Source organism: Chitinophaga rupis (genome assembly GCF_900109685.1).
GTDB classification, from domain to species: Bacteria; Bacteroidota; Bacteroidia; order Chitinophagales; family Chitinophagaceae; genus Chitinophaga; species Chitinophaga rupis.
Genome location: NZ_FOBB01000005.1, coordinates 462,880 through 483,878, shown reverse-complemented (window position 1 = coordinate 483,878; position 20,999 = coordinate 462,880). Strand labels below are relative to the sequence as shown.

Annotated in this window: 19 protein-coding genes; 10 read left to right on the top strand and 9 right to left on the bottom strand. The window is 48.1% G+C overall.

The annotated features are described in order from the left end of the window. The first annotated feature begins 64 nt into the window (after positions 1-64). The 4 genes from BMZ54_RS21360 (at position 65) to BMZ54_RS21345 (ending at position 3,918) form a co-directional block, all read left to right on the top strand. Positions 65-913, top strand: coding sequence for a DUF2911 domain-containing protein (locus BMZ54_RS21360; RefSeq protein ID WP_089917080.1), 849 nt, complete (start codon positions 65-67; stop codon positions 911-913). A 259-nt stretch (positions 914-1,172) separates the two neighbouring features. After that, positions 1,173-3,362, top strand: a complete 2,190-nt coding sequence (locus BMZ54_RS21355; RefSeq protein ID WP_089917076.1) for a hypothetical protein — start codon at positions 1,173-1,175, stop codon at positions 3,360-3,362. Between the two features lie 12 nt (positions 3,363-3,374). Continuing rightward, complete coding sequence (locus tag BMZ54_RS21350) at positions 3,375-3,665, top strand: DUF1360 domain-containing protein (RefSeq protein WP_089917073.1); 291 nt, start codon at positions 3,375-3,377, stop codon at positions 3,663-3,665. A gap of 13 nt (positions 3,666-3,678) precedes the next feature. Beyond that, the gene (locus BMZ54_RS21345; protein WP_089917069.1) at positions 3,679-3,918 is read left to right on the top strand and encodes a hypothetical protein; all 240 of its coding nucleotides are present in this window, start codon (positions 3,679-3,681) and stop codon (positions 3,916-3,918) included. Positions 3,919-4,039: 121 nt separating this feature from the next. Here the strand turns inward: BMZ54_RS21345 and BMZ54_RS21340 are convergent, their stop codons facing one another. The 6 genes from BMZ54_RS21340 to pyrR form a co-directional block, all read right to left on the bottom strand. Continuing rightward, positions 4,040-5,743 (bottom strand): sodium:solute symporter family protein, encoded by a 1,704-nt coding sequence (locus BMZ54_RS21340; protein ID WP_089917066.1) that lies wholly within the window; start codon positions 5,741-5,743, stop codon positions 4,040-4,042. 362 nt (positions 5,744-6,105) lie between these two features. After that, positions 6,106-6,270 carry a hypothetical protein gene (locus tag BMZ54_RS32980; protein WP_156093023.1) on the bottom strand — a complete coding sequence of 55 codons (165 nt, stop codon included), beginning with the start codon at positions 6,268-6,270 and terminating at the stop codon, positions 6,106-6,108. Position 6,271: 1 nt separating this feature from the next. Continuing rightward, positions 6,272-8,752 carry a PIG-L family deacetylase gene (locus BMZ54_RS21335; RefSeq protein WP_089917063.1) on the bottom strand — a complete coding sequence of 827 codons (2,481 nt, stop codon included), beginning with the start codon at positions 8,750-8,752 and terminating at the stop codon, positions 6,272-6,274. A gap of 109 nt (positions 8,753-8,861) precedes the next feature. After that, positions 8,862-9,191 carry a DMT family protein gene (locus BMZ54_RS21330; RefSeq protein WP_089917059.1) on the bottom strand — a complete coding sequence of 110 codons (330 nt, stop codon included), beginning with the start codon at positions 9,189-9,191 and terminating at the stop codon, positions 8,862-8,864. 124 nt (positions 9,192-9,315) lie between these two features. Beyond that, on the bottom strand, positions 9,316-10,251 hold the full coding sequence (locus BMZ54_RS21325) for an aspartate carbamoyltransferase catalytic subunit (RefSeq protein ID WP_089917056.1): 936 nt from the start codon (positions 10,249-10,251) through the stop codon (positions 9,316-9,318). Between the two features lie 52 nt (positions 10,252-10,303). Further along, positions 10,304-10,834 (bottom strand): bifunctional pyr operon transcriptional regulator/uracil phosphoribosyltransferase PyrR, encoded by a 531-nt coding sequence (gene pyrR / locus BMZ54_RS21320; RefSeq protein WP_089917158.1) that lies wholly within the window; start codon positions 10,832-10,834, stop codon positions 10,304-10,306. 163 nt (positions 10,835-10,997) lie between these two features. On the opposite strand from pyrR, the gene BMZ54_RS21315 reads away from it, so the two are divergent. Together BMZ54_RS21315 and BMZ54_RS21310 are read left to right on the top strand one after the other, a co-directional pair. Then, positions 10,998-11,642, top strand: coding sequence for an outer membrane beta-barrel protein (locus BMZ54_RS21315; RefSeq protein ID WP_089917053.1), 645 nt, complete (start codon positions 10,998-11,000; stop codon positions 11,640-11,642). 59 nt (positions 11,643-11,701) lie between these two features. Then, entirely contained in the window at positions 11,702-12,232 is a 531-nt protein-coding gene (locus tag BMZ54_RS21310; RefSeq protein ID WP_238386641.1) for a peroxiredoxin, read from the top strand. 138 nt (positions 12,233-12,370) lie between these two features. Here BMZ54_RS21310 and metK read toward each other — a convergent pair whose 3' ends face one another. The 3 genes from metK to BMZ54_RS21295 form a co-directional block, all read right to left on the bottom strand. Beyond that, positions 12,371-13,624 (bottom strand): methionine adenosyltransferase, encoded by a 1,254-nt coding sequence (metK, locus tag BMZ54_RS21305; RefSeq protein ID WP_089917047.1) that lies wholly within the window; start codon positions 13,622-13,624, stop codon positions 12,371-12,373. Positions 13,625-13,643: 19 nt separating this feature from the next. Further along, positions 13,644-15,011: a DUF4270 family protein gene (locus tag BMZ54_RS21300; protein WP_162277634.1), complete on the bottom strand. Its 1,368-nt coding sequence runs from the start codon at positions 15,009-15,011 to the stop codon at positions 13,644-13,646. A 120-nt stretch (positions 15,012-15,131) separates the two neighbouring features. Further along, positions 15,132-15,950 (bottom strand): glycogen/starch synthase, encoded by an 819-nt coding sequence (locus BMZ54_RS21295; protein ID WP_089917041.1) that lies wholly within the window; start codon positions 15,948-15,950, stop codon positions 15,132-15,134. 257 nt (positions 15,951-16,207) lie between these two features. Here BMZ54_RS21295 and panC point away from each other — a divergent pair, with 257 nt between their 5' ends. The 4 genes from panC to ppk1 all read left to right on the top strand — a co-directional run bounded on the left by panC (position 16,208) and on the right by ppk1 (position 20,988). Further along, a complete protein-coding gene (gene panC / locus BMZ54_RS21285; RefSeq protein ID WP_089917035.1) occupies positions 16,208-17,071 on the top strand; it encodes a pantoate--beta-alanine ligase in 864 nt (287 codons plus the stop codon). Between the two features lie 137 nt (positions 17,072-17,208). Then, entirely contained in the window at positions 17,209-17,553 is a 345-nt protein-coding gene (gene panD / locus BMZ54_RS21280; RefSeq protein WP_089917033.1) for an aspartate 1-decarboxylase, read from the top strand. A gap of 26 nt (positions 17,554-17,579) precedes the next feature. Further along, a complete protein-coding gene (locus tag BMZ54_RS21275; protein ID WP_089917030.1) occupies positions 17,580-18,611 on the top strand; it encodes a lysylphosphatidylglycerol synthase transmembrane domain-containing protein in 1,032 nt (343 codons plus the stop codon). 217 nt (positions 18,612-18,828) lie between these two features. After that, positions 18,829-20,988, top strand: coding sequence for a polyphosphate kinase 1 (gene ppk1, locus BMZ54_RS21270; protein WP_089917154.1), 2,160 nt, complete (start codon positions 18,829-18,831; stop codon positions 20,986-20,988). The last annotated feature ends 11 nt before the right edge of the window (positions 20,989-20,999 follow it).

Here is a 20,999-nt window from a genome sequence, read left to right as displayed (position 1 = left end):
TTTGCGCTTTATGCTTTACGCTTTCAGCTTTATCCTTTACGCTTTTTAAACCACCAATTATATTATGAAAACTTTCCGTTACCATTTCACTGTAGCAGCCTGCGCGCTCCTGTGCATGGCACAGGGTGCATTTGCACAGAACCTGAAATTGCCTGCGCCCAGCCCTACTCAAACCGTTAAACAGGATTTTGCCTTATCATCTGTAGAGGTGAACTACTCCCGCCCTTTAGTAAAAGGCCGTAAGATCATGGGCGACCTGGTGCCTTATGGTAAAGTATGGAGAACAGGCGCCAACAACGCTACCACCATTACTTTTGGCGATGATGTAAAATTCGGCGGCAAAGATGTGAAAGCCGGTAAATACGGCCTGCTAACAATTCCTGGCCAGTCTGAATGGACGGTGATCCTGACCAAAGACCTGGACGTAACCAGCCCTGCTGCCTACAAACCGGAAAATGATGTGGTACGTATCAGCGTAAGCCCGGTTGACCTGCCGGTAGACATAGAAAGCTTTATGATCATGTTTGACCAGGTACGGTCTACCTCCATGAACATGATGCTGTTGTGGGAGCGCACCGGTGTACCGGTTGAAATTACTGCCGATATTGACGGTAAGGTAATGAACCAGATAGATGAAGCGATGAAAGGTGAAAAGAAGCCTTACTTTGCAGCAGCCAGCTATTATTTGGAGAATGGTAAAGATCTGAAACAGGCGCTGGCCTGGGCCGATGCCGCTACCAAAGAAAACCCCAAGGCTTTTTACATATTTTACCTGAAAGCCCGGATCCAGGCTAAAGCCGGCGACAAAAAAGGCGCAAAAGCCACTGCCCTGCAATCAATCGAACTTTCCAAAGAAGCGAAGAACGATGACTATGTAGCGCTGAATAATAAGCTGATAGCAACGCTGGATTAATTCAATTTACTGGTTTATAAATGTTATAAACAACTGCATTTAAAATGCCCCGCACCTTTGTGTTGCGGGGCATTTTATTTTAGATCGATTGCATTTCCTGAAACTGCCAGGCATCAGCATATCAGCACATTAATCAGGTATTTCTACGCTTGTCTCCTGTTATCCTATTCCGTTACTTTTGTATCCTTCAAACCCCAAAACCTCCTCATTACTATGGAGGACAATTATAGTTTTCAGTAGAACCCCAAAATGTAATGTTATGCAATCACAACCACGTAAAGCGGTTCCCCAAACCGCACCCACTGCAAAAGTACCTGCAACCATAGCACCAGCTGGGGCCGCGGCAGCAGCAGACGATAATGCCGGCCTGCGAAGCCAGCAACACTGGCTGCTGCTAAAAAATCCAAACTATTTCGGCATTCAGGACAAAGACAGCCCCCTGAACCAGCTGTTTAAGCCGGAGGTTAACATTCAGTACAACACCTTTTATGAACAGGTGACCTGCGTTAGCTACAAACCGGATATACAGCGCCTGAGCGCCATTGTAAAGGTGAAACAGGGCTATGGTTACAGCGGCGGCCCCTGTACGCCCGGCAGTAAAGAGTATGTTCGCTTTTATGTGAGTTATGACAACGGCACCTCCTGGGAGGATGAAGGCGTGGTGGACTTTAACATCCACGACTTTGGCGCCAACGAGGACCTGTGTTATGAGCTGTTCACCACCTTTACGCCCAAGAAAAGAAGCTGCTGCGATAAAAAGCCGGTACTGCCCCGCGCACGCGCCATTCTTTCCTGGAACCAGCCGCCGCCCGCCGGAGCGCCTTTCTGGATCCCCATCTGGGGCAATGTGCTGGACGCCAACATCCAGGCCGCACCCCGTACCGGTTTTATTTGCCTGCTGGATGATATACTGGGAAATGTAGGTGTGAAACTGGATGAAAAACAGTTTGACCAGGTAGAAAAAAACCTGCCCCCGCTGGAATATACTGCCGTGGCAAAAGAAAACTATTCCCTGGCAGAGATCAGCAAAATTTACGGAAAAGAGGTGGAACCCGCCCGCAAAGGCTACAGCTTTGTGAGCAATGCCCTTTTCACCAAAGCAGCCATCACAGCCCCGCAATACGAGCTGCTGAAAAAATATGAGCTGGACCTCAGCGACATTATTGGCGTGCTGCAGCAGCAACAGTTCAACACCACCTATGAAGAGGTGAGCTGTGTAGGCCTGAACCGTGAATTTGACACGCTGAATGCCGCCATTCAAATAAAACGCAATGCCGGTTACTCCGGTAACCTATGCTCCAAAGGCTCCAAAGAATACCTGGCGTATTATATGGACTTTGGCGGTGGATGGGTGTACATGGGCACTTCTTCCGTAACCGTACACGATATTCCCATACCCGATGGCGGCCTGTGGTACAATGCCCCGTTGAAAATAGTACTGGACCCGTATCAGAAAGAGTGGTGCCAGACCGGCAAAGCCAAGGTACGTGTGATCCTTTCCTGGAACTATGTACCGCCCGTTGATCCCAACTGGGTGGCACCCTGGGGCGACCGTGAAGAATGCACCGTTGAAATTAAACCGCTGCCGCAGGGCGTACCTAACGGCCAGCTGAAACCCTTTATAGAGCTGCTGGGCGGTATGCCGGTAGATCTGATCAGCGGTGTAACAGGCGAAGCCAACGGCCTGCACACGCTTGGTTTTACGGCAGTACAAAGTCCGTTTGGCGGTAATACCACCCTGCGTGGCCGCTTCTTTAACCAGAATACACACAACTTCCGGTACCGGATCCGTGTTATAGAACCAGGAACCTCTGAACATTCTGTTATGTCGCCTGTTCATATTAAAACGGATACTTTTGGCACCATAAGCCCGGCCATCACACTTACGCCTGATGCCAACGGCTGGATGCCTTACCTGGCCAACCCCAGCTCCAACACCTTTATCGTGGACGACCTGTTTGGCAGTTTTGTACCGGCCCAGAATGGCGTGCATTATATTAAGATAGAGTTTGAAGATGTATCCCTGGGCGGCGTGTTCTATAACAGCCAGTGGGTGAAATTCCTGGCCGATGTACATGCACCTGATGTGGATGTGACCATTACCAGCGGTGGCGGCGATTGCGGCGATTTCCCGCCGGGCAGCAGCATTTCCGGCACTTACCAGATGCTGGATAATGATGCGGACAGCCTGAGCCTGTACATTACCCCGGCCGCAGCGGGCACCACCATCACTATTGATGGATTGCCTACCGCATCCCTGGCTTATGGCAGTGGCCTGTTCCCGTTACCGAATAACGGCAAGTCCGGCACCTGGACGCTGCAAACCACGGCCAATGTTACACCGCCCTGTGGTTACAACATCTGGATCCAGGGCCATGACCGTACCATTGTAGGCAGCAGCCAGTACGGGTATTACAATTATATGCCTAAAGGTTTCTGTTTAGGATAAGCACTAACGTTAATGCATATATACTTATTCATATTATGTATACTGGCCACCTGGCGCATCACGCACCTGCTACAGGCAGAAGACGGCCCGTTTGACATTATTTTTTGGTTGCGGAAAAAAGCAGGAGCAGGTTTCTTCGGAAACCTGCTTGACTGCTTTTATTGTTTAAGCATCTGGATAGCGCTGCCCTTTGCCGCATGGCTGGGCATTAGCTGGGAAGAGCGCTTGCTGTTATGGCCGGCCCTTTCCGGCGCCGCTATTTTACTGGAAAAACTAACCTCAAAGGAAAATACTTCATCCTAAAAAAGACTACACTATGTGTTGCGGAAAAAAGAGAGCCACCCTGGCTGCTACAACGGGCACGGCCCAACGATTATTAGGACATGATACCACACATTTTGCCTTCCGGTACATTGGGGATACTGCATTAACTACCGTAGGTATGAATACCGGTAAGATCTACCGCTTTGCATCCAAAGGCGCAGTGCAGATGGTGCATTCAAAAGATGCGGTAACCATGTTGGAAGTACCAAACCTGGTGCAGGTGGAAGATTAAAAGTTAAAAAGTAAAAATTAAAATGAATGCGGCGGACGTCATAGCGGCGGGCAGCCGGGCTAAAGCGGGAAAACGGCGACGTAAACTCCTGCATTGGCACAGGCTTCGCGGCATTAAGTTTTTAATTTTTAACTTTTACTTTTTTACTTCGTAACGACCAGTGGATCAAAAAGGCCAGCACTATTACCAGCCCGCAGCCTATTACGTTCAGCCACAGGAAGGATACAATGTCCCATTTATAAATGGTGATGATCAATGCTTCTGAAATAATTGCGCTCCAGAATGTGGCCGTGCCTCCTAAGCGCTTAATATAAAAGGCGATCATAAAAATGCCCAGTATTACCCCGTAGAACAGGGAGCCTAATACATTCACCGCTTCTATTAAGCTTCCCAGCTGGCTGGCAAACTGTGCTACCGCTATGCAGAAAACACCCCAGATCAGTGTCCACCATTTGGATACTTTCAGGTAGTGCTCATCCGAATCCTCTTTGTTCACCATACGTTTATATACATCTACCACGGTGGTGGATGCCAGCGAATTTAACGCCGCTGCCACACTGCCCCAGGAGGCCAGGAAAATAATGGCGATCAGCAAGCCTACCAATCCCTTTGGCAGGTTATGTACCACAAAGTGCAGGAAAATATAGTTGGTATCATTATCATCCGCCGCAGGGTCGGCTTTTTTGATCAGCTTAACGGCTTGTTCCCGCAGGCTGGCAGCCGCAGATTCCGTAGCCTGTAAGTCACGCTGGGTGGTGCGTACCGTGTTCTGATCCTTAGCGGCTAAAGCATCGGCCAGGGCTTTCACCTGCTGTTGCTTAACGGCAGAAAGCTCATTATAGTGAGCCTCAAGGTTTTTGAGCGCAGGCCCCTGTTCGGATTGATAGGTTTTACTCAGCTGTGCTTCATTAAAGAAAATGGGCGAACGGAAATACAGGTAAAACACAAATACCAGCGCGCCTATGAGCAGTATCAGGAATTGCATGGGCACTTTCACCAGCCCGTTCATAAGTAATCCCAGCCGGCTTTCAGTAACAGAACGCGCGGTGAGGTAGCGCCCTACCTGCGACTGATCGGTACCAAAGTAGGATAGCGCCAGGAAAAACCCGCCTATTACACCGCTCCATATGTTGTAGCGGTCTTTCCAGTCAAAATCAGTCACCACCACATTCAGGCGGTCCATTTTACCGGCTACATGCAATGCATCGCTGAAGCCAATATCCTTTGGCAGCAAATGCACCACCATCCAGCCGGCCAGGAACATACCGGTGAATACAATTGCCAGCTGCAGCGTTTGTGTATAGCTAACGGCCTTTGTGCCACCTGACATGGTATAAATAATGAGCACTCCGCCCATTACAATATTGGTCCAGTAAATATTCCAGCCCAGCAGGCTGCTGAGGATGATGGATGGCGCATAAATACTGATGCCCGTGGAAAGGGCCCTTTGCACCAGGAACAAAATGGAGGTTAGGGTGCGCGTTTTAAGATCAAACCGCTGCTCCAGGAACTCATAAGCGGTAAATACCTTCAGCTTATGGAAAATGGGCACAAAGGTGATGCACAGCACCACCATGGCCAGCGGCAGGCCAAAGTAATATTGCACAAAACGCATCCCGTCCGTATAGGCCTGACCGGGAGCAGAGATAAAAGTAACAGCGCTGGCCTGCGTACCAATAATGGACAATAATACAATGTACCAGGGCATAGACTGGTTACCCAGGAAGTAGCCGTGGATGTTCTTTTGCCCCCGGCTTTTCCATACACCGTATAAAATAATTACAGCTAAAGTTGCGGATAGGACTATCCAATCCAGTACACTCATGAGAATGTTTTGGTGAATAAAAAGAATAACAGGATCAGTACAGCCAGCCAAACAGTCACCAACAGGTACCAGATCCACCATGCCCTGAATAAAGGTGGCTTTTCATTTTCCATGAACAGGAATTACAGGTGAATTACGAATTATTCAATTACGAATTACGAATGGCTTATGTTATGTTCATGACATGGTTTCCTTTGCGTGTAATTCATAATTGAATTAAGAAGACTTCCTTAGCTATTTCATTTCTAATGATAATTTAAACAGTATAGCAGCATTACGAACTTCATGTACAAATTACAAGCCCTCCTTTATGCAGCCTTTCCCCTATTCGTAATTCGTAATTGAATAATTCGTAATTGAATCTATCTTCTTCTCAACAATCCTCCCCCTAAAAGCCCCAGCGCCAAACCAATGAACAGGCCTACCTGCACACGTTTGATCACAATGCCTATAATAAGGCCCAGTGCAATACACAAACCGGCGGCAATCGTAAGGCGGGGGCGGTTTTCCTCGTGCTTTTTACTCATACTACTTTTTTGCCGAAATAAGATTTACAAATAAACGGTATGCACCGGGTACACCGGCCGGCAGCTCACGGAAAAAGGCCAGGGACGTGTACACATATCTGCCCTTACCATAATTAGCTACCAGGGTGCTGCCATCCAGTGGCTGCTCCCCTTTATCGTTCATGGCAAACAGCCTGCGGTATTCAGAAGCTGCATTTACTGTAAAGTATAAACCCCGCTCCTGCACCCAGCCGTCAAAGTCCTGCTGCGTGATCTCGTTGGGATAATGCATTACTTCATCGTTCGGCTGCAGCCAGGTAACTTTTGCATTTTCATCTGTAACCCGGTCGCCACGGGAAAGGCTAAACGGATATGGCCCCAGCTGGCTGGTAACCAGCGGCCCTACGGTATTGTACTGCACCAGCAGGGTGCCGCCGTTCTTAACATATTCCATTAAGCGGGGCTGCCAGTATTTTAAGCGTTCATTGGTATTGTAGGCGCGTACGCCGGCAATAATAGCATCGTATTGCTGCAGGCGCCCGCCCATTATATCTTTTTCATCCAGCAGGGTTACTTCATAACCTACCTGCTGCAGGGAAGCGGCCACCAGGTCGCCGGCGCCGGCAATATATCCCAGCTTGTTGCCATTGTGTTTTAAACGCAGGCTTACTACCCGCGCTGCTGCCGGTGGGAACAGGGTTATGGGCGGAATATGATCGTAGTGAATAGTTTGCAGGCTTTGCGTATATACGTGACCGTTTACTGTAGCAGCTACGTTAAACGTATCTACCCGGCTGCTATTCCCATTCATTTGTACCGGTACCAGGTTAAACAGCACTTCCGTTTCATCGCCTTTATGGTTAAGGGTAAAGGACTGCTGTTCCGGACTGGCTTTAAAACCACCGGGCACCTGTAGTTGTACCGTACCGGTAGTACCATCTGCCATAGCTTTCAGCTTTACCGTTACCGGCTGTGCCTGCGGTTCTGTGAAAATGAACACCTGGTTATTCAGGTTAGCTAACACAGGGGGCGCTATTACCAGCGGCTCATACACCTCTCCCTTTACAGGATCGGTATGTTTGTATTGCAGCGGGCGTTGTACTGTAAAGGCCTGCCCGTCAATTTCCAAATGAATGGCAGCCTGCAGGGCGGGTATATTTTCGGGGCGCCCTACCAGCTGCTGATCGGCTATCATGTACATCCCCAGCGGGTGCGGTGCAGCCAGCCAGTAAGGCTGTGATAAAGCGGTATTAGCCGGTACAGTGATCATTTGAGGAATGCTCACAAACTGGTCAAATTCCAGCTGTTTATTTAAAGTGGTATCCTTATCCTGCAGCTGAATGCTTTGCAGGCGTACCGGTACATGGCTGTTATTGATCAGCTGCACGCTGGCCTGTAATGGCTGCCCGGGCACTGTTTCGGCGGTGGTGCTGTAAGCCTCCATCCATAAACCGGCGCAGGCCAGCACCAGCTGTTCTGTTTCTTTCAGCTTCTGCGTTTTCCAGTAGCTATCCGGTAAGGCGGTAATGGCTTTTCGTATAGCCAGCAGCGCGGGTACGGATGCTGCGGGATCTTCTACCTGGTAACTGGCAATCACTTTATCTACCATTTCCCCGATGGCCTTACCGCCGCCGGGTACACGTTCCCAGGAGGTGTTAACACCATCCATCAGGCTTTGTTTAGGGGCATCACCCTGAATAGTGGTAAAGTATTCCAGGGAGCTGCCACGGGAGGCTGCTACGCCAAAACCCTGGCTCTTATGCTGGGAGCGGCTTTCGGCGGCTATTTCCCCATATCCCCTGCCCAGTAGTACGTTGAATGCGCCTACATCTATTTTATATTGATCGGGCGCCGTGGTATTGTTCCCTCCAAAGTTGAAGGTATTCCATAACAGGCGTTTAGCCTGCCAGGGTTTTACGTATTTCAACTGTTCCGGAAAACGTTTAGGATCTGCGGCTGCGGTAAAAGCCTCTGCAGCCAGCATGGCGGAACCGGTATGGTGCCCATGCCCTGCCCTGCTATCTGCCGGGAAACGGCAAATGATCACATCCGGCTGGAACTGGCGGATCACCCATACCGCATCGGCCAGGATCTTTTCCCGGTCCCATATAGTAAAAGTTTCCTGCGGGTTCTTGGAAAAACCGAAGTCCTGCGCACGGGTAAAGAATTGTTCTGCGCCATCTATCCGGCGGGCAGCCAGCAGCTCCTGGGTACGGATCAGGCCTAATAGCTCGCCCTGCTCATTCCCTACCAGGTTTTGCCCGCCATCGCCGCGGGTAAGCGACAGGTAACCGGTGCGGTATAATTTCTCCTTAGCCAGGTAACCCAGCAGGCGGGTATTTTCATCATCCGGGTGAGCGGCCATGTATAACACGCTACCCAGGGTATCCAGTTTACGGAGCTGTAATTTTATATCTGCGGCATTCAACACAGGCGAGGGCTGCGCCCATGCGGTTAATTGGGCCGCCAGGGCGGTAAGTAATAAGCTGATCCTTACAAGCATGTTGTTGATTCGTGGTTTTCAGATGGTCAAAAATAAGCATTAAATGTGCGAATGCACCGGTGGTATGCCGTCAAATGTGAGAATGGACCGATAAAGGGATGAGTGGAGATCACTTCTTAAACATAAAGTATACGGCTGCCAGTATAAACACAAAGGAAACCAGGTAATTCCAGCGCAACGGCTCTTTCAGGTAAAACACGGCAAACAGGCAAAACACGCTCAGGGTAACGATCTCCTGGATGGTTTTCAGCTGAAAACCGTTAAATCCTTCCTGTGATCCCAAACGGTTGGCCGGCACCATAAAACAGTATTCAAAAAAGGCAATGCCCCAGCTGATGAGGATCACCTTCCACAAGGCCATGTCCTGGTGTTTGAGATGCCCGTACCAGGCAAAGGTCATAAAAGTGTTGGAGACGATGAGAAGAAGTACGGTGCGCATTCCTTTTAATTAATAATGAAGAATGAATAATTAATAATCGTTGTGCCAGTGGTAAAAGTGATCATTGATATTACGCAGTGATTGTTAATAAGTGTAGTACTGCATTGCGATTACTAATTGTTAATTATTCATTGTTCATTTTTTTACCAGCTAAAAGGTACAGCACCGCCATCCGTATAGCCACGCCGTTCTCAACCTGGTTGAGGATGATAGACTGACCGGAATCCGCCACATCGGAGCTGAGCTCTACCCCGCGGTTAATAGGCCCGGGGTGCATGATCACAATGTCTTTCTGCAGGCTGTCCAGCAGGCGGCGGTTTACGCCGTATGCCAGGGAGTATTCCCGCAGGGAGGAGAACAGCGGGGTGTTCTGCCTTTCCAGTTGAATGCGCAGCACATTGGCTACATCGGCCCAGGCCAGCGCTTCGCGGATGTTATAGGTAACGTTTACGCCTAAAGCTTTTTCAAGGTGCTTGGGTATCAGTGTAGGCGGGCCTACCACCGTTACTTCTGCCCCCAGCTTTTTAAGGCAGTAAATGTTGGATAAGGCTACACGGGAGTGCATAATATCGCCACAGATGGCTACTTTTTTACCGGTAACGCTGCCCAGCTTTTCGCGGATGGAAAATGCATCCAGCAAAGCCTGCGTGGGATGTTCGTTAATCCCATCGCCTGCATTTACAATGGGCGCCTGTATGTGTTTGGACAGGAAGTGCGGGGCGCCGCTGGCGGAGTGCCGCATCACCACCATGTCCACCTTCATAGACAGGATGTTGTTGACGGTATCTATCAGCGTTTCGCCTTTAGAGACTGAAGAACCGGAAGCGGAGAAGTTGACCACATCCGCGCCCAGGCGCTTTTCCGCCAGCTCAAAAGAGATGCGGGTACGCGTGGAGTTCTCAAAAAATACATTGACAATAGTAGTATCACGCAAGGTTGGAACCTTCTTAATCGGGCGTTGTAACACCTCTTTAAACTGATCAGCTGTTTGAAAAACAAGCTCTATATCCTGACGTTCCAGATCGCGTATGCCGAGTAGATGTTTTACGGAGAGTGACATTCTAAGGTGCAAATATACAGGTGAAAATTAAAATCCGGCTACCGAATTTTTACTATTCCAGTATGATCACTTCATCTTTACCGTCGCGCTCCTGCCAGAGCACCCGTACTTTTTCACTGATAATGGCATCAATGGTACGGCCGGTATAGTCTGGCTGAATGGGCAGCTGACGGGTAAAGCGGCGGTCTATTAATACCAGCAGCTCCACCGTAGCCGGGCGGCCAAAATCCAGCATAGCATCCAGTGCAGAGCGGATGGTACGGCCGGTGTACAGCACATCGTCTATGAGCACTACCCGCTTATTCTCAATGGAAAAATTAATGTCCGTTTCACTGGGCACATGCAAAGCGGCGCCTTTGTTAAAGTCATCGCGGTAAAAGGTAATATCCAGCTTACCATAAGGGATGGGGGTGCCTGGCAGCAGCTTTTGCAGGGTATGGTGGATCCTGTCTGACAGGTAGATACCCCGGGGCTGCAAGCCTATCAGCACCGTATGCTCAAAGTGCAGATGCGTTTCTATGAGCTGGTGGCAAAGCCGGTCTATAGTAATGGCCAACTGCGTTCCATTCAGTATGGTTTTCAATGCTTGTAAGTTTAAGGGCCAAAAATAATAATTAAAACGCATTCACACTTTTTAACATTCCCTAAGGAAACAAATAACATTCTTTAACAATGTAATAGATGTTTACTGATTAGATTGCTGGCTGTTAATCAATCTATATTCACTCACTCAAAACCCATTTAGTATGCAGCGAACTTTAACGTTAGTTTGTATGGTAACCCTCCTGTTGTTTGTTCAATCCCATGCCCGGGCGCAGGAACAGGAACCATTTAAGAAGAATTTGATCGGGGGGAGCTTAGCCTTTAATAATACAAATGGCTCCGGAACCTGGTATGATAGCGAAAAATATAAGTCCACCAAATCCTTGGTAACCGTTACTTACGCGCATTATATTAAGAAGAATGTAGCATTGGGGATTAATCTCTCCTACCTGTATGCACATGAGAATAACCCGACTACAAACGATCCGTACACAAGTAACACCAACAGCTTTTACTTTGCCCCTTTTATTCGTTACGATGTCCCTTTATGGCAAAGCCGGTTCACCATTTTTAATGATCTCGGTATTAGCGGTAATTATTCAAGAAGCATTAAACATTTTGATACTTATACTGAATCCTCAAAATTCTGGGGCCTTGGCGCCTTCTACAGCCCTGGTCTTATGTTCAGGCTCAAAAGCAACATCTCGCTGCAGGCATCTTTTGGACCACTGGTTAGCTATAGTTATTCCAGTAGTGATGATGCCTACGGGGTCAATACCCATTCGCTGAACTTCGCTGGCCAACATATACTCGACAATCTGCAGTTCGGTATCAACTTTCTGTTTTAACTTGCTGCCTGTACCTGTTGTGCTGCCTTCACCGGCCGTACAGCTTAAATACATGGCTTATGCAACTCAGAAAATTCATGTTTAGCAGCCTGCTGCTGGCAGGTATCCTGCTGTCAGGCAGCTGTTCTACGCACTCCCAGGTAAAAGTAGGCTCTAAAGTGCCGGTGTTCCGGTTAAAAGACCAGGATGGAAATGTATTTGACCTTTCAACGGTCTTAGGCAAGCAGCCGTTAGTCATTTACTTTTATCCGAAAGATGAAACCAGCATCTGTACCAAGGAAGCCTGTTCTTTCCGGGATGCGTTTGAACAGTTTAAACAGTACGGCGCGAAAGTAATTGGGATCAGTAACGATGGGGTGCAATCCCACAAAGCATTTGCAGCACACCATCAGCTGCCTTTTACCTTACTAAGCGATACGGCTAATGATGTACGGAAACTATTTGGCGTACCCAAAACCTTTGTATTCCCCGGGCGGGTAACATATGTGGTGGATAAGAACGGCGTGGTGGTGCACCAGTTTAACTCCATGCGGGATGCGGAGAAGCATGTGAGTGAGGCGCTGGCTACGTTGAAGGGGATGAAGAATTAATAATGAATAATTGAGAATTAATAATCGTGGTGTAGTTAGATCACGAAATGGGATCACTGCAACCATTGACTATAAACGAAAAGTCCTGCATGTTACATGCAGGACTTTTTCTATTGAAGAACTAATCTTAATTATTAATTATAAGCTGAAGGCTTGTTTCACCTTATCCACATAATCCAGTTTCTCCCAGGTGAACAGCTCCACTTCTACTTTCTTCTCTGTTTGTTTGCCTTTGTTAAACACCTTGGTCACTACCTGGCTATCGCGGCCCATGTGGCCATAAGCAGCGGTTTCGCTATAAATAGGATTACGCAGCTTTAACCTTTGCTCAATAGAGTAAGGACGCAGGTCAAAGATCTCTTCTACCTTGCGGGCAATATCACCATCATTCAGGTTCACTTTTGCAGTACCATAGGTATTGATGTACAAACCGCAGGGTTTAGCTACACCAATAGCGTAAGATACCTGTACCAGCACCTCATCGCACAAACCGGCAGCTACCAGGTTCTTGGCTATGTGGCGGGTGGCATATGCGGCAGAACGGTCTACCTTGGAAGGATCTTTACCGGAGAAAGCGCCACCACCGTGGGCACCTTTACCGCCATAGGTATCCACAATGATCTTACGGCCGGTTAAGCCGGTATCACCATGCGGGCCGCCTATTACAAACTTGCCGGTAGGGTTAATGTGATAAGTGATCTGGTCGTTGAACAGGGTTTGCAGCTCCGGTTTCAGCTTGGCTTTTACGCGGGGTACTACAATCTTGATCATATCTTCCTTGATCTTGGCCAGCATCTGCTCGTCCTTATCAAAATCATCGTGCTGGGTAGATATAACGATGGTGTCTATACGCACCGGTTTGTTATCGTCGGAATATTCAATAGTTACCTGTGATTTGGCATCAGGACGCAGGTATTTGATCTCTTTATTCTCGCGGCGTACAGCAGCCAGCTCCAGCAGCAGCTTATGCGCCAGGTCAAGGGCCAGGGGCATATAGTTATCTGTTTCGCGGCTGGCATAACCAAACATCATACCCTGGTCGCCGGCGCCCTGCTCTTCAGGATTCTTACGGTCTACGCCCTGGTTAATGTCAGGTGACTGTTCGTGAATAGCTGACAGGATACCACAGCTATTGGCTTCAAACATATACTCGCTCTTGGTGTAGCCGATCTTGCGGATCACCTCACGGGCAATGTCCTGCACATCCAGGTAAGCGTCTGACTTTACTTCACCGGCCAGCACTACCTGACCGGTAGTTACCAGTGTTTCGCAGGCTACCTTTGACTTTGCATCGTATGCAAGAAAATGATCGATCAGCGCATCGGAGATTTGATCGGCAACTTTGTCCGGATGTCCTTCAGATACAGATTCTGACGTAAATAAATAAGGCATAAAATATCCGTGTTTCGTTTTAAAGTTTCGTATAAATGATCCTCAGTTTCAGATTAAACTGGGAGTGGTTGCCTCCGCCTGCTCTTACACGATGCACATCAATATTCCTGGGTGAAAGCGCCTCCAGCTTAAAGCTTGTATTGGTTTCCTGTTTACGCAACAAACGCTGCATATACCTGGAAATGTTAAACTTGTATTGTGTATACTTCATCCCCCCAAACAGGGTTACCACTGTTTTGTCGCCACCAAAATATGGTTGGTTAGGACTACTGGGGTTTCCGTAATCGATGAGGGGTCTGGTGGTGTCCCCGCTTACGTACTGCTGTAAAAATAGGAAATCCGGCGCAGAATAAATATCATTTAGATCTGAAGGTGCGGGTGTAATTTCCGATACTACCAGCTCCGCCTTATTAATAACCGCGTTGGGGAAGTTTTCCAGGTTGGGTATGGTCACTTTGGTGAACAGGCCCGGCGCATCTTCCAGGAAGATGATACTATCCCCTGCCGGAGTATTGGTATTAATATACTGTGCTGCCTGTGAGCCGGCATGGTTACGCACAAAGTAATTGGCATGTGCGGTAAAACCGGCGGCAAAGGGAAAGCTGGCGCTCAGTGAATCGTTTTCCGAGTTCTTGTAGAACAGGCGGATGCGGGTCACAGGATCGTTCAGGTTCAGGTACAGCATGGTACGGTTGGTAGCCAGCGTGGTATCCGGAACAATAGCCAGCCCTTTCAGGAAAGCATAAAAGGAAGAATCGTTGGTGAAACCGGTGGTAGCTGTTTGCTGCAGGAACTGGTTACCCAGCGCAGTGCTTAACCGGATGCGCAGCTGCGGCGCCTCTTTGGTGCCGTAAACAGATACAGAATCCTTTAAAGTACGCGGCACCACGGTAGCGGTACCCAGCAGCTCACCGGCATTGTATTTTAAAGCCTGGTAATAACGGTAGTTGGAATCTATCTTAAAATCCGGCTCTGCCATGCGGTACACCCTGAAGGTTTGGGCGGCCATGGAATCGCCATAGAAGCCCCTGTAGGCAATGCTCAGTACAATTGAATCCAGCGTTTGACCCGTGCCGGTAAAGCTGAAGGCATTACTGGGCAGGCTCATTTGCGTATATACGAAGCCGTGGGCACGGCCAAATAAAGGATCGCCCACAATAGAACCCAGCACCTTGGAATAGTTACCCTGACCGGTATATACAGCGGAATCTGTTTTCCAGATATTCTGTGTAATGATACCTGTGAGGGTGGTATCAATCCCGTTTACGTAATCCTGACCGGGTATAAGCTCATTTCCTAAAATGGTGGCTTCATTACATCCGGATCCGGCATACATGGTAATAAAAAAAGCTGCTATCAGTCCCAGGTTCCTTATAATAACTCTCACGCGCGATGTTTTGTGGGTTTTGACTGTCCATGGTCCATAGTCGATGGTCCATGGCCTACTCCGAAGCGTAAAATATAACGCAAACATCCATGGACTATGGACCATGGACTATGGACTTATTTACTTCCCCATCAGCTGGTTATACAGCTGCAGGTAGTCGGCCAGGTCTTCGTTGTCTTTTTTATATGGAAGAATGATCTTACCCTTTTCCCCCTTTATTTCTTCAACCAGTTTTTTATCGGCTTTGTCGCCGGCTACTACTACGGCATCGGCATATTTGGCGGCGCCGCGGTTCAGTGCAGCGTTAGTGCCTTCTTTATACAGCTCAATATCCTTTTCCTTGATCAGGTTACTGATGGTAGCCTTCTTTACAAAAGTGGGGCCGAGTTTTTCCTTAAAACCATTGGGTTCCAGCGAGTACACCACTTTGGAGTGTGCAAACACCGCTTCTTTTTTGTAGGCAGTTTTCAGGTACATCGGTATCAGTGACGTCATCCAGCCACTGCAATGAATGATGTCCGGCGGCCAGCCAAATTTCTTCACGGTTTCCAATGCTCCCTTGCAGAAAAATACGGCGCGGGCGGCATTATCGTCATAAAACTGTTCGTTTTCGTCGGCGAAAACGGCTTTGCGCTTGAAATAATCTTCATTGTCCAGGAAATACACCTGCAAACGGGCGCTTGGCAAAGAGGCCACTTTAATGATCAGCGGATAATCATCGTTATCTATCACAATATTGATCCCTGACAGCCTTACCACTTCATGCAAACGATGCCGGCGTTCATTAATAATACCAAATCTTGGCATAATTACCCGTACTTCCAGACCCGCCTCATTGGACTTAATTGCCATTTTATTGACCATATTCGCATACTCGGTTAATTCCAGGTATGGCGACATCTCATGGGCAATAAAAAGAATTCTTTTCTTTGTGGACATTTAATGCTGATTATTAATGCAGTAATTTTTAATTTGGCTTGCAAAATTACGGATTTTTTAAAGAAAAAAGGACAAATTGGCACTTTTAACACCGTTTTAAGTATTGTTTTGTGGCAGAAACAATGGTTTTACCGTAGTTTTCGCGCACGCGCAAACCTGTGTCAGACACGTGACAACCAACATTATACTGCATTATTAACATACCACGAAATACTGATATATATCCATAGCACTGATACGGCATAATACACAACAAAATGTACTTGTTTAAACAAAAAGACGAGCTTCGGCACTATCTCAACACCGCAAAACAACAAGGCGCAACGATCGGTTTTGTACCTACTATGGGAGCCCTGCATGAAGGGCACCTGTCATTAATACGCACCGCAAAGGCGCAAACCAGCCTTACGGTTTGCAGTATTTTTGTGAATCCTACCCAGTTTAATGACCCGGCCGACTTTGAAAAATACCCTATTACCATAGAGAAAGATATTCAAATGCTGATAGCGGCCGGTACAGATGTGCTGTTTCTGCCGGCAGTAGCTGAAATGTACCCGGAAGGGCTGAGCGCCCCGGCGCCGCACTATGATTTTGGCGCGCTGGAAACCGTGCTGGAAGGCGCCCACCGCCCCGGCCACTTCCAGGGAGTAGGCCGTATTGTGCACAAGCTGCTGGATATTGTGCAGCCGCACAAGCTGTTTATGGGGCAAAAGGACCTGCAGCAATGCCTGGTGGTGACCCGCTTATTACCACTCATTGATTCCCCGGCGGAAATGGTCATCTGCCCTACCCTGCGCGAGCCGGACGGGCTGGCCATGAGCAGCCGTAATATGCGCCTGGGCCCTGACGAACGTAAAAATGCAGTGGCTTTGTACCAGGCCCTCTCCTATATTAAAACCGGACTGGCTAAAGGCGGCTCCCTGCCTGACATACTTGCTGCCGCCCGGTTGCAGTTGCAATCCAGTAAATTTGAAATGGATTACCTGGATGTGATTGCCGTTAAAGACGACGGCATTATCCTGTCCCCCGAACAGGCCGTCACTGACCTCCCGATGTATGCAGTAGTAGCAGCTCGGATGAAAGGCAGCCCGGTAAGGCTGATAGATAATATGCAGATGTAAGAACGTACTATTTTTGACCGTTTACCACGGCCCATATTATATAACATCGCATTATATAACACGTGTAACATCTGCACATTTGCATATCCGCACATTCACACATTTTTCCGTAGCTTTGCGGTCGCTGAATTAAAACTATGCAGATCGAAGTACTTAAAAGTAAGATACACCGCGCTGTGATAACGGAAGCTAACTTGAACTACGTTGGCAGTATTACCATTGATGAAGATCTGATGGAGGCTGCCAATATGATTGAGTATGAAAAGGTGCAGGTAGTGAACGTGAATAATGGCGAACGCCTGGAGACCTATATTATCAAAGGCAAACGCAATTCCGGGGTGATCTGTATGAACGGACCTGCTGCCCGTTTATGCGCCGTAGGCGATGTGGTGATCATTATTTCCTATGCTACCATGGATTTTGAAGAAGCTAAAAAATATACCCCCCTCGCTGTTTTCCCTAAAGAAGGTAACAAATTGTAAGACAGGAACTAATTTAATATCAACGTATGCCCAAGAGATTGAAAAGTTTACTCCAGATCGTTGTTTTCCTGGGCATAGGCGTGTTATTGATATGGCTGGTTACCAAAAACCTCTCCGATAAAGAAGTAGAAGATATTAAAGAAGCTTTCCGCAATGCACACTATTGGCTGGTATTACCGGCCATGATCATAGGCATTGCCAGCCACTGGGCGCGCGCTGTTCGCTGGAAGCTGCTTATAAAGCCACTGGGCTACTCCCCTTCCGTACTCAATACCTTTTTTGCTGTAATGGTAGGTTACCTGGCTAACCTGGCCCTGCCCCGCCTGGGGGAGGTAAGCCGCTGCGGTATACTGGCCCGGTATGAGAAGATACCGGCCGATAAGCTGGTAGGCACCATGATAGCCGAAAGAGCCATAGACCTCATCTGCCTCATTATTTTAATGATCATTACAGTAGCCGTGCAGATAGATGTGGTAGGCCAGTTCTTTACTACCCGCATCTGGGTACCGCTGCAGCAGAAATTTGCCAATGCCGGCCCCACGCAATGGCTTATACTGGCCGTGATACTAATAGTAGTGATAGCCGCCATTTACATTTTCCTGAAACGTTTTGCCCGTTCCAAAGCCGCTGTTACCGTACGCGCATTAGCCCGCGGCGTAATGGAAGGCATTTTATCTGTGGGTAAAATGGAGCGCAAAGGCTGGTTCCTGTTCTATACCCTGCTAATATGGACGCTGTACTTCTCGATGTTGTACTGCGGTTTTTATACCCTGGATGAAACTTCACACTTAGGTTTTAAAGCTGCCATGGCTGTACTGGGTTTTGGTAGTATAGGCATGATCGTTACCCAGGGTGGTATTGGCGCTTACCAGGTGCTGGTGCAGCAAACCCTGTTGTTATACGGCATACATGCCACTACCGGTTATGCTTTTGGCTGGATCCTATGGCTGGCCCAAACGCTGCTGGTAATGGTAGTAGGCTTTCTTTCCCTGATCTTATTACCGGTACTGAATAACAGCCGCAGCCCGCAGCCGGCAGCTGCAGAGATCAAAAAATAAATTTACCGGAATAACTGTTTGCAGCAAATTAAACGCAGGCAATACCCTTACATTTGGTGCATTGCTGTTAATCCCATGCCCGCTTAATAACCCCGCTGGCTATATAACATTTGGGGGAAGTTTTACAAAATGCTGTAACTTAGATTTAACATGAAATTGTTTCTCAAAAACCGTATTGTTGTGGTTATTGTGAAACACCTGAATGCAAAATTATTTTATGCGTTTGACGAAAAGTGAGCCAGGCGACATGACACCCGCTACCGATATTTTACCGGATCTGAAATTGAACAAGAAAAAAGATCACCTTCCTAAAAAGAAGATGATAGCCAGGGATGTAAGCTGGTTATCATTTAATGCCCGTGTATTGCAGGAAGCGGCCGACCCCACGGTACCGCTGCGCGAACGTATCCGTTTTCTGGGCATTTTTTCCAATAACCTGGATGAGTTTTTCCGTGTAAGGGTAGCCACGCTTAAACGCATGCTATCCTTTGGCAAATCGGCCAAAGTGCACCTGGAAGAAAACCCCGATGAGATCCTGGATGAGATCCAGCAGATAGGTATACAGCAACAACGTGAGTTTGACCGCATCTGGAAAGGGATTGAGGAAGAGCTGCGGGCCGAAAAAATATTCATCCGCACAGAAAAGCAGCTGAACAAGGAACAGCAAAAATTTGTGCTCAGCTATTTTGATGAGGAAGTACGTACCAACATCATCCCGCTGATGATAGAAAGTATCCAGCACTTCCCTTTCCTGCGCGATAAATCTATTTACCTTGCCGTGGTGCTGGCCCGGCAGGATAATTCGGTACGGCAGAAGTTTGCGCTGATAGAAATACCCACCGCCATCCTGCCCCGCTTTATCTTACTGCCCTCCAAAGAAGGCGAGCATGATATTATACTGCTGGAAGATGTGGTGCGCTTTTCCCTGCCCAACATCTTCTCTTATTTTGGATACGATAAATTTGAATCGCATATTATAAAGGTTACCCGCGACGCGGAGCTGGATATTGATAACGACGTAGCCACCAGCCTGATACACCAGCTGGAAAAAGGTATTAAAGACCGGCGCAAGGGCAAGCCCGTGCGGTTTGTATATGATAAGGATATAGATCCCCTGCTGCTGGAATACCTGATGCGCCGTTTAGGCCTCTCCAAAAAAGATAACCTGATACCCGGCGCCAGGATCCATAACTTTAAGGATTTTATGGACTTTCCGGATGCAGTGTTCACCAACAAACAGCTGCACCACCGCAAAACATTCATACACCCGCTGTTTGTGAATGCGCCCAGCGTAATGCACGTAATACAGCAGCAGGATGTAATGCTGCACTTCCCCTATCATTCCTTTGATACTATTATAGACCTGCTGCGTGAAGCCGCCATTGATCCCAATGTTACCAGCATTAAGATCACCGCCTACCGGCTGGCCCGCAATTCCAAGATCATGAACGCATTGGTGAATGCCGTGCGTAATGGTAAGCAGGTAACCGTGGCCCTGGAGCTGCGTGCCCGCTTTAATGAAGAAGATAACCTGCGCTGGAAAACCCGGCTGGAGGATGAAGGGGTAAAAGTGCTGATAGGCATACCCGGCATGAAAGTGCACAGCAAGCTATGTGTGATCAAGAAAAAGATCGGGACTAAAATAGTGCAATGCGGCTTTGTGAGCACCGGCAACCTGAATGAAAAAACGGCCCGTGTGTATGGCGATCATTGCCTGCTGACCGCCAACCGGAATGTAATGGCAGATGTGAACCGCATTTTCGCCTACCTGGAACATCCGCGCCATGATATAAAGTTCCTGGAAACCTGTACTACCCTGCCGGTAAGCCCCTACAGCATGCGGCAGTTCTTTTTACGGTTAATAGACCGCGAGATCAAGAATGCCAGGCATAAAAAGCCGGCCCGTATGATCCTTAAAATGAACTCCCTCTCCGACCCGGAAATGATAGCCAAATTATATGAGGCCGCTAAGGAAGGGGTAGATATTAAGATGGTGATACGGGGTATCTGTTGCGCCTATACGGAGAATAAAAAGTGGAAGAAAGATATACAGGCTGTAAGCATCATTGATGAATACCTGGAACATGCCCGGGTATTTATTTTCCATAACGGCGGACAGGAAAGGGTGTTCATTGCCTCCTGCGACTGGATGCTGCGCAACCTGGACCACCGCGTGGAAGCTGCCGTGCCCATCCAGGACCCGGTAAGCAAGCAGGAGCTGATAGACATTATGAACATACAGCTCAGCGGTAACGTAAAAGCCCGCATATTGGATAATGATCAGAAAAATGAATACAAGCGCGACCAATCCGGTAAAAAAATACGCTCCCAGATAGAGATCTATAAGTATTTGCACGAGAAACAGTACCCGGTATAAACAGTAAAAAA